The sequence below is a fragment of the Gemmatimonadaceae bacterium genome (genome assembly GCA_019752115.1).
GTDB lineage: Bacteria > Gemmatimonadota > Gemmatimonadetes > Gemmatimonadales > Gemmatimonadaceae > Gemmatimonas.
Genome location: JAIEMN010000028.1, coordinates 19305 through 28271, shown reverse-complemented (window position 1 = coordinate 28271; position 8967 = coordinate 19305). Strand labels below are relative to the sequence as shown.

The following is an 8967-nucleotide window of genomic DNA, read 5'->3' as shown; positions in this document are numbered from 1 at the left end:
TACCGCACCCAAGCGGCTCCTGCGGAGCGCTTGGCACTCAATTAACCGAGTCTCCTCCAAACCCGGGGCGGTTCAGCTCTCGAACTACATGCGGCTGAATGGGATCCTGCCGCCCACGGCGCTGCCGCGGCCGCCGCGCTGAGGCGCGGCGGCCCCGACGTCCGCATCAGTACTGCTTCGACCACCCACCCGTCACCGCGTGGAAGGTCGGCGCGCTGGTCACGCCGGCCTTCTGCATCGCGGCCTTGAGTGCCGGGTCACCCGCGAACGCCATCAGCGCTTCGTGCGACTCCGCCTGGTGATAAACCACCACCAGGCTCGGATGGTCGATCGAGCGGTTCACGGCATGGCCAACGATGCCGCCCGCTTGGCGCACGGGCTCCGCGTCGCCATAGCCCACGAGCCACGCGTCGAAGTCCGCCACCTGGTGGGAGATGAGCAGGGCCGGGAGCGCGCGGTCCCACACGATCGCCTCGACCACCGGGGTCATCCATGTCACCACCGGGGCGCTGATGATGCCCGCCGCCTGCATCGTGGTCTTGAGCTCGGGCGACTGCGCAAAAGCCTGGGCCTTCGCGAGGTCGGTCGCCGCGATATAGACGCTCAGATCGTTCGGGTCATCGTGCCCGCGATTGATGTGGTGGCCGAGCATCCCGGCGGCCTTGCGGTTCGGTTCGTCGGCGTCGAAGGTCGCCTTCCAGCGGTCAAAGTCGGCGCAACGGTGGCGAATGATGACAGCGAGCGGCGGCAGCGGGGCCATGAGAGTACTCCGGCAAAGGGAGGAAGGGCGACGCGCGGGAATACGGTGGGGCGGGAAACTCGTTGGGCCTTGAAAGGACTGTCGTCGTGAGGAGTAATGAGGCAGCCGAGCGCCGGTGATGGATCGCCAGGCGATCAGGGAAACGTGCCGAACTTCTGCAGGAGCTCGTCGAGCAGCGCGCGCAGGGCGATGAGCTTGGTCTTGCCGAGCCCGCCCACGAGCGCCTTGGGCATGCGCTTGGCATGGGGGTCGAGCTGCGCGAGCAGCGCGAGCCCCGCGTCGGTGATGCCGACCTCCACCACGCGGCGATCGCTGGCGCTCCGCTCCCGCACCACCAGTCCGCGCGTACTCAGGCGGTCCACCAGGCGCGTGACATCCGGATCCCGCGCCACCATGCGCGTGCCGATCTCCGACGAGGGCAACCGCTCCGGATGCGAGCCCCGCAGGATGCGCAGCACGTTGAACTGACTGACCGACAGATCGGCCTCGGCCTTGAGGAACTTCTCCCAGGGCTCGAGGATGCGGTTGGCCAGCATGCGCAGCGAGAGAACGACCTCCTGATCGATCGAGTCGAACTTGCGACGCTGCTTGAGGGCCTTGGCGACTTCATGACGCATGGCGGCGATATTGCACCTCGCAACGAATATCGTCAAGAGGTAGAATAGACTGGTCTGACGAGCTCAGCTGGTAGAGTTCGTGATCCGGAAAGCGGGTTTGGCGTCTCCGGCGCCATAGCGTATCCGCGCTCGCCTTCGGTGTGCTACTGCGCCGGCCACCCAAACCGAGCGCGCGGTTGCAGGCCGAACGCTCAATAACGGGGCGATTGGCCGCTCGCGTCGTGACGCCAATCGCCGCTCACCCGACGCGCGTGACGTTGCGCGCGAGCGTTTTGAAGCGTTCGCCATCGGCTTCGACCACGGTGATGGTCACGTGTCCGGTCTTGCTCCGCTTCATGTCGCGGACCGTACCCGTTTTTCCCTTGTGCGTGCCCGCGATGACGATGCACGAATCGCCATCCGCCAGATTCGTCGATTCACTCGCCGCCATCCAGTCCTCCTCGAGTCGATGCGCTGCCGGTGGAATGGTCAGGCGAACGCTTAGCTCTGCCGCGGGGCCTCATAACAATGTGACAGGCGAACGCAGTGAGCCAGTCGCCTACCTGTAAACAGCCCCGTCGGCAGCAGCGACCCGTTATGGCGCGGCCCGCTTCAACCAGACATCGGGGTGACGGTGCCCGTGAATGACACCGACCACGCTGATCGAATGCGCGTACACTTTGAAGTACACGCCGTAGGGGAAGCGCTGCAGCAGCAGGCGACGGAGGCGCCCGTGCACGACCGGGAAGTGCTCCGGCTCTCGCTCGATCTCGACCATCGCGCGATCAACTTCCGCCAGGAACTCTCCGGCGGCCGTGACCGAACGCGCGCGATACCACTCGAACGCCTCGGCGATCTCGGCCTGCGCGAGACGTCGAACGACGACGCGACGCACTCAGGGCAGTCGGCTGCGCAGTTCGTCCCGAAGCGCCTGCCAGGGAATGCCGGCCTCAGGGTCCGCATCGGCCTCGGTCTCACGGCGCGATAGCTCCGCCGCGAGCGCGGGGGAGATCGGCGCGGCTACGGCCGCATCGAGGCTATCCCACAGCCGCCCCATCAGCGCGATGCGCTCCTGGGCGGTCATTGAGTCGAGGATCGGGGACTTGTCGACCATGGATGGATATTGGCGCGATCGGTGGACTTGAGCAACGGCGCCCCGGCCGCCAGAACGCCACGTTCGGCCGCGGCGCTCTCCAACAATTCGACAGAAGAGTGCGGCGACCCAGTCACGCGCCGCGATCAACCCCGTCGCCGGGGGCGTACCGCACGCGGCGATGCCTGTGCGGCGTGCGGCCATGAGCACGCGGTCAGCCACTGCTACGACGGCGACCTCGGGAGCGCAACGGGTTCTGACCTTGATGCGAGAGCGCGGCGAGCCGCGCGTAAGCGAGCCACTCGGCTCGTGAGCGCTCCGCCGGCCATAAGACCCGCTGAGGCGACCAGGCTGAGCTTTGCAAGCGCGACATTGACCAGCCACGGGACGTTCTCGATGCCAAGATGTGCCGCAATCGCCACGCCCGCTGTGATTCCGACTCCAAGACCAAGCGCCATCAGGGCACGTCCTAATCGGTGCATCGATCTCTCCGCTGTGCGCGTCGACTGAAGCGCTTGGGCGACCTACTGCTGATCCTCGTTCCCGCAATCACCGCAAGCCAAGTCTTATCTAGCGCTTCTCGGCGGCATAACCCAGAAGCGCACCGAGGCCGCACTCGCCTTTAACCTGCGGCACACGCCATAGCATACGGCGGCGGCACCGCATGCGCGACGCAACTGGGCACCGGCTTATGCGGCGCATATTGCGGCCTATTGCCGTACCGCGCCGAGGCCCGCCGGGCAGGGGGGCACCGCATTGCGCGGGAGGCTCGCGCTAGTATTCACGCGTGCCCCTGCTCCAAACCGACGCCCTCGTCCTGCACGCCGCCAACTACCTCGAGTCCAGCCGACTGCTTCGGCTGCTCACGAGGGAGGCCGGGGTGCAGTCGGTCGTCGCGCGGGGGGCGCGCAGTTCGAAGAAGCGCTTCGGCAGTGCGGTCGATCTCTTCGCTGAAGGGCAGGCGCAGATCCAGACGAAGCCCGGCCGCGACCTCCACGGCTTGAATGCCTTCGACGTCACCAAGGCGCGCACCGGCCTCGCCACCGACCTCGATCGCTTTACCGCGGCCAACGCGCTCGCCGAGGTGGTCCTGCGCCTGGTGCACGACGAGGCCGCCCCCGGCATCTACGAAGTGGTGGAGCAGGGGCTCGACCGTCTCGCCACCATCCCGCCGGATCGGGTCGCCCACGAAACCGTCGGCATCCTCTGGCGCCTGCTCGCCGAAGTCGGCTTTCGCCCGGTCGTGGACCGCTGCGTCGAGTGTCTCGACCCCATTCCCGAGACTGATGCCGCCCGGTTCCACGTGGCCCTGGGGGGCACCCTCTGTCAGCGCTGTGCCCGGCTCGCGCCCGGCGGACGCCTCCTCCCGCCGGAGGCCCGCGCCACGATCCGTGGCTGGCTCGAGCCCGAAGCCCCCGCCGACCCACTCCACGCGGATCCCCCGGAGCCCGCCGCCACCAAGGCGCACCAGCGCCTCCTCCGTGAATTCCTCGGCGCCCACCTCCCCGACAACCGTCCGCTCAAGGCGTTCGAAGTCTGGGAAAAAGGGACGTGGTAGGTCGCCCGGTCTAACCCGAAGAGTGGCAAGCACTTTGGGTCGGACCGCGCCAGCCGCGTGACACCTCGCGCCCGCTCAGCTGGCCGGATTGTTGCTTGACCGCCGTTGGCATGCGTCCTAATTTCACAGAGGATCACACCCCGTGGTCCGGCTTGTACGGCACTTCTCAACCCTTATTCGGAGACGTCGACTCAGATCCTGATTCGTCAGTCGGAGAAGCAACATGAAACGAGTGTGGGGAGCACTGGGTCTGGTGCTCGCGCTCACCGTGTTCATGCCACGAGTCTCGGCGGCCCAGTCCACCCAGGACGGGAAAGAACGCCGAAATGGATCGACGCTCGGACAGAACTATCCGAACCCGTTCAATCCTGAGACTCGCATTCCGTTCTCGGTCGGTGATGCACCGACCTGTTCCGACAACACCAAGCAGTACCGGGTGAGCCTCAAGGTCGTCAGCGTCATCGCGACCCCAATCGCAACCCCGATCCTGCAGTCGGCAACAAGCGGAGTGGCCGGTGGTCAACCGCTGGAAAAACTGTCGCTCCCCTGTGGCGAGTACGTCGCCTATTGGGACGGCAAAGTCCAAGCAACCGGGCGGGAGGCCGCCTCAGGCGTGTATCTGTATCGCCTCGAGGTGGATGGCGTGCCGCTGGTGAAGAAGATGATCGTGGTGAAGTAAGCACCCCGTTTTACGAGCACCATGAGACCCGAAGGACAAAGAGGCGCACTGGGTGAGCGGACCCAGCGCGCCTCTCCCTTTTTTACCCCACCCCTTTTGTGCCGCTGCCACTTCGGCAGCAAATTCGCGGCACCCTCGTTGCCCTCACGAATGGCATGATCAATCCCGACCGCCTCACCGTAAAGAGCGCCGAAGCGCTCAACGACGCCGTCGCCCTCGCCCGCAAGGCCGGCAACCCGCTCGTCTACGATCTGCATCTCCTCCTCGCCCTGCTCGAGCAGGACGAAGGCATCGTGGTGCCGGTGCTCCAGCGCGTCGGCGCCAACGTCACCTCCATCAAGGCCGCCGCCGAACAGGAGGCCGCGCGCTACGCCAAGCAGAGCGACGCGCAGCCCACCTTCTCGCGCGAACTCACCGGCGTCGTCGACAGCGCCGAGAAGGAGGCCAAGCTCCTCGGCGACGAATACGTCTCCACCGAGCATCTCCTCATTGCGCTCAGTGACGCCAAGGGGCTCGACTCCACCCGCGTCCTCACCAGCGCCGGCGCCCACAAGCAGGCGCTCCTCGATGCGCTCAAGCTCGTGCGCGGCGCGCACAAGGTCACCGACCAGAGCCCCGAAGGGCAGTACCAGGCGCTGCAGAAGTTCACGCGCGACCTCACCGAAAGCGCGCGCAAGGGCAAGCTCGATCCGGTCATCGGCCGCGACGAAGAAATCCGCCGCGTCATTCAGGTCCTCTCACGCCGCACCAAGAACAACCCGGTGCTCATCGGCGAACCCGGCGTGGGCAAGACCGCCATCGCCGAAGGGCTCGCGCAGCGCATTGTGAGTGGGGACGTTCCCGAAGGGCTCCGCAACAAGAAGCTGGTGAGCCTCGATCTGGGCGCACTCATCGCCGGCGCCAAGTTCCGTGGCGAGTTCGAAGAGCGCCTCAAGGCCGTGCTCAAGGAAATCACGAGCGCCGAGGGGCTCTACATCGTCTTCATCGACGAGCTCCACACCCTCGTGGGCGCCGGCAAGGCCGAAGGCAGCATGGACGCCGGCAACATGCTCAAGCCCATGCTCGCGCGCGGCGAACTGCGCGTCGTCGGCGCCACCACGCTCGATGAATACCGCCAGCACGTGGAGAAGGATGCCGCGCTCGAGCGCCGCTTCCAGCCCGTGTTCGTGGGTGAGCCCAGTGTGGAGAGCACCATCGCCATCCTGCGTGGCCTCAAGGAGCGCTATGAAGCGCACCACGGGGTGCGCATTACCGATGGTGCCGTCGTGGCAGCCGCCACCCTGTCAAATCGCTACATCGGCGATCGCTTCCTCCCCGACAAGGCCATCGATCTGATCGACGAAGCCGCCTCGCGCCTGCGCATCGAGATCGACTCGGTGCCGCAGGAGATCGACGAGGTGGAGCGTCGCATCGTGCAGCTCGAGATCGAAAAGGCCGCACTGCAGAAGGAGAGCGACCCGGCGTCACTCGAGCGTCGCACCAACCTCGAGCGAGAACTGGCCGACAAGAAGGAAACGGCCGCGGGGATGCGCGCGCAGTGGCAGCAGGAGAAGGACACGCTCGGCGCCGTCGGCAAGATCAAGCAGGAGATCGAGCAGGCGAAGTTCGAAGCCGAAGCGGCCACCCGGAGCGGCGACCTGCAGAAGGCGGCCGAAATCACCTACGGCCGCATTCCGCAGCTCGAGCGGAACATGAAGGACGCCGAGGCCAGGCTCGCCAGCAACAACGGCCGTCCGCAGTTCCTCAAGGAAGAAGTCGCCGCGGACGATGTCGCCGAAGTGGTCGCCCGTTGGACCGGCATCCCGGTGGCGCGCATGCTCGAAAGTGAGCGCGAGCGCCTGACCAGGCTCGAAGACGTGCTGGCCACGCGCGTGATCGGTCAGCGCGAAGCCGTCCGCGCGGTCGCCAACGCCGTGCGTCGGTCGCGCGCGGGGCTGCAGGACCCGAACCGTCCTATCGGCAGCTTCATCTTCCTCGGCCCCACCGGCGTGGGCAAGACGGAGACGGCGCGAGCCCTCGCCGAGTTCCTCTTCGACGACGAACACGCCATGGTGCGCATCGACATGTCGGAGTACATGGAGAAGCACGCGGTGGCGCGGCTCATTGGCGCGCCCCCGGGCTACGTGGGCTACGAAGAGGGCGGGCAGCTCACCGAAGCGGTCCGCCGCCGGCCGTATTCGGTCATTCTCTTTGACGAAATCGAGAAGGCACATCCCGATGTCTTCAACATCCTGCTGCAGCTGCTCGACGACGGCCGCCTCACCGACTCGCAGGGGCGTACGGTGGACTTCCGCAACAGCGTCGTCATCATGACGTCGAACGTCGGGAGCCAGCGCATCCTCGAAGCCGATACCACTGCCGGCCCGGCCTGGGACAAGGTCGAGCAGGACGTGCTGCAGGCGCTGCGCGGCGTCTTCAAGCCGGAGTTCCTCAATCGCGTGGACGATGTGGTGGTCTTCCACCCGCTCGGTCGCGGCGAACTCGATCACATCGTGGACATTCAGCTTGCACACCTGCGCAAGCTGCTGGCCGATCGCAAGCTCACGCTCCGTCTCACGGATGCGGCGCGCCAGCGCATCGCCGACGAAGGGTACGACCCGGTGTTCGGCGCGCGCCCGCTCAAGCGTGCGGTGCAGCGGTTGCTCCAGAACGCGCTCGCGCTCGCGGTGCTCGAGGGGCGCTTCAAAGAGGGCGATACGATCGTGGCCGACGTGGGACCGGATGATGCCCTGGTCTTCACGCAGGGGGACAAGATGGACGCGGTGGCACAAGCGGCCTTCGACGCTGCCGTGACCTAGCACCTGGTGAGCGAAAAGGAGAGGCGGGCTCGTGGGTGATCGCGTAGTTTGCGACACATGCGACCCGCCTTGTGTCTGTCGGTCCTGTTCGGGACAGCGTTGAGTGCCGGCTGTGGAGGATCCACCGCGGCCCCCACGCCGTCCGGCTCCCCTACCTTCGTGGTGGGCCAGGTCGCCACCGATGCAAACGGGTGGATGGAATACACGCCGGGCGATGCGCCACTCGTGATCATTGCGCCGCACGGCGGGACGCAGACGCCCACCGAACTCCCCGATCGTACCTGCAGCGGCTGCGAAACCGTCAACGACGCCAATACGCAGGATCTGGCTCGTCGCCTCGCCGATGCGTTCTACACCCGCACCGGCGCGCGCCCCCACTTGGTGGTGAATCGGCTGAGCCGCAAGAAGTTCGACGCCAATCGGGACTTCCCCGAAGCGTCGGGTGGCACCGCCACCCTCGCGGCGCCATGGGCGTGGTTCCACGCCGTCATCGACTCCGCCGAGGCTCGCATCGTCAAGAAAACGGGGCGTGGGCTCGTGATCGATCTGCACGGGCACGCACACGATGTCGCGCGCCTCGAGATCGGCTATCTGCTGAACGATCCGGAGCTGCGGCTTTCGGACGCCGCGCTGACGGCCAACGGCGCCATGGCGCGCACCAGCATCGCGCGCCTCGCCACCGATACGAAGAGCGCGCCCGATCGGGGGGTGGCCCTGCTGCGCGGCGCCAACAGTCTGGGCGCGCTGATCGTGGCCGCGGGGTATCCGGCCGTGCCGAGCCCGACCGACCAAGCGCCATTGGTCGGGCAGCTGTACTTCGAGGGGGGCTACAACACGGCCCGACACGGATCCCGGGATGGTGGGGCCGTCGACGCCATCCAGATCGAATGCCACTACGACAACGTGCGCGATTCGCAGACCGCCCGCACCAATTTCGCCTGGGCGCTCTCGGGAGCGCTGGCCACGTATCTCGACAAGCACTACGGATGGAAGGGACCCGCGTCATGAATGACGCCCCGGTCTCTGCCGTCATTGTGGCGGCCATGCAGGCGGCACTCGACGAAGCCGCCGAGGCGTCGCGCGCGGGCGAGGTGCCCGTCGGTGCGGTCGTTGTCCGGGAGGACGCGATCATCGTGCGCGCCCAGAATCGCATGGTGCGCGACGGTGATGCGACCAGTCACGCCGAGCTGCTCGCCATGCGCGAGGCCACGCGCCGCACGGGTGACGCGCGGCTGGTGGGGTGCACGCTTGTGGTGACGCTCGAACCCTGTGCGATGTGCGCGGGCGCCATTGTGCTGGCCCGTCCCGACGCGGTGGTGTTCGGCGCGTGGGACGACAAGGCCGGGATGTGCGGCAGCGTGGGGGACATCGTTCGGCATCCGCGGCTCAATCATCGCCCGCAGCTCCGCGGCGGGGTGATGGCCGACGCCAGTACGGCACTGCTCAAGCAGTTCTTCGCCGAGCGGCGCCCGTGAGCGCGGCC

General features: G+C 66.8%; 9 protein-coding genes and 1 pseudogene. 5 read left to right on the top strand and 5 right to left on the bottom strand.

Going from position 1 to position 8967, the window contains the following annotated elements:
* Window positions 1-166 precede the first annotated feature (166 nt).
* The 5 genes from K2R93_14980 to K2R93_14960 form a co-directional block, all read right to left on the bottom strand.
* Complete coding sequence (locus K2R93_14980) at window positions 167-760, bottom strand: hypothetical protein (GenBank protein ID MBY0491143.1); 594 nt, start codon at window positions 758-760, stop codon at window positions 167-169.
* 134 nt (window positions 761-894) lie between these two features.
* On the bottom strand, window positions 895-1377 hold the full coding sequence (locus K2R93_14975) for a MarR family transcriptional regulator (GenBank protein ID MBY0491142.1): 483 nt from the start codon (window positions 1375-1377) through the stop codon (window positions 895-897).
* Between the two features lie 238 nt (window positions 1378-1615).
* On the bottom strand, window positions 1616-1807 hold the full coding sequence (locus K2R93_14970) for a KOW motif-containing protein (GenBank protein ID MBY0491141.1): 192 nt from the start codon (window positions 1805-1807) through the stop codon (window positions 1616-1618).
* A 144-nt stretch (window positions 1808-1951) separates the two neighbouring features.
* Complete coding sequence (locus tag K2R93_14965; protein MBY0491140.1) at window positions 1952-2251, bottom strand: type II toxin-antitoxin system RelE/ParE family toxin; 300 nt, start codon at window positions 2249-2251, stop codon at window positions 1952-1954.
* Window positions 2252-2470, bottom strand: a complete 219-nt coding sequence (locus K2R93_14960) for an addiction module protein (protein MBY0491139.1) — start codon at window positions 2468-2470, stop codon at window positions 2252-2254. It abuts the gene before it with no gap.
* 766 nt (window positions 2471-3236) lie between these two features.
* On the opposite strand from K2R93_14960, the gene recO reads away from it, so the two are divergent.
* The 5 genes and pseudogenes from recO (at window position 3237) to K2R93_14935 (ending at window position 8959) form a co-directional block, all read left to right on the top strand.
* Window positions 3237-4007 (top strand): DNA repair protein RecO, encoded by a 771-nt coding sequence (gene recO, locus K2R93_14955; GenBank protein MBY0491138.1) that lies wholly within the window; start codon window positions 3237-3239, stop codon window positions 4005-4007.
* 223 nt (window positions 4008-4230) lie between these two features.
* Window positions 4231-4686 (top strand): hypothetical protein, encoded by a 456-nt coding sequence (locus K2R93_14950; GenBank protein MBY0491137.1) that lies wholly within the window; start codon window positions 4231-4233, stop codon window positions 4684-4686.
* A 155-nt stretch (window positions 4687-4841) separates the two neighbouring features.
* A pseudogene (clpB, locus tag K2R93_14945) lies at window positions 4842-7397 on the top strand (ATP-dependent chaperone ClpB).
* 144 nt (window positions 7398-7541) lie between these two features.
* Window positions 7542-8492 (top strand): N-formylglutamate amidohydrolase, encoded by a 951-nt coding sequence (locus K2R93_14940; GenBank protein ID MBY0491136.1) that lies wholly within the window; start codon window positions 7542-7544, stop codon window positions 8490-8492.
* Window positions 8493-8527: 35 nt separating this feature from the next.
* Window positions 8528-8959 (top strand): nucleoside deaminase, encoded by a 432-nt coding sequence (locus K2R93_14935; GenBank protein ID MBY0491135.1) that lies wholly within the window; start codon window positions 8528-8530, stop codon window positions 8957-8959.
* The last annotated feature ends 8 nt before the right edge of the window (window positions 8960-8967 follow it).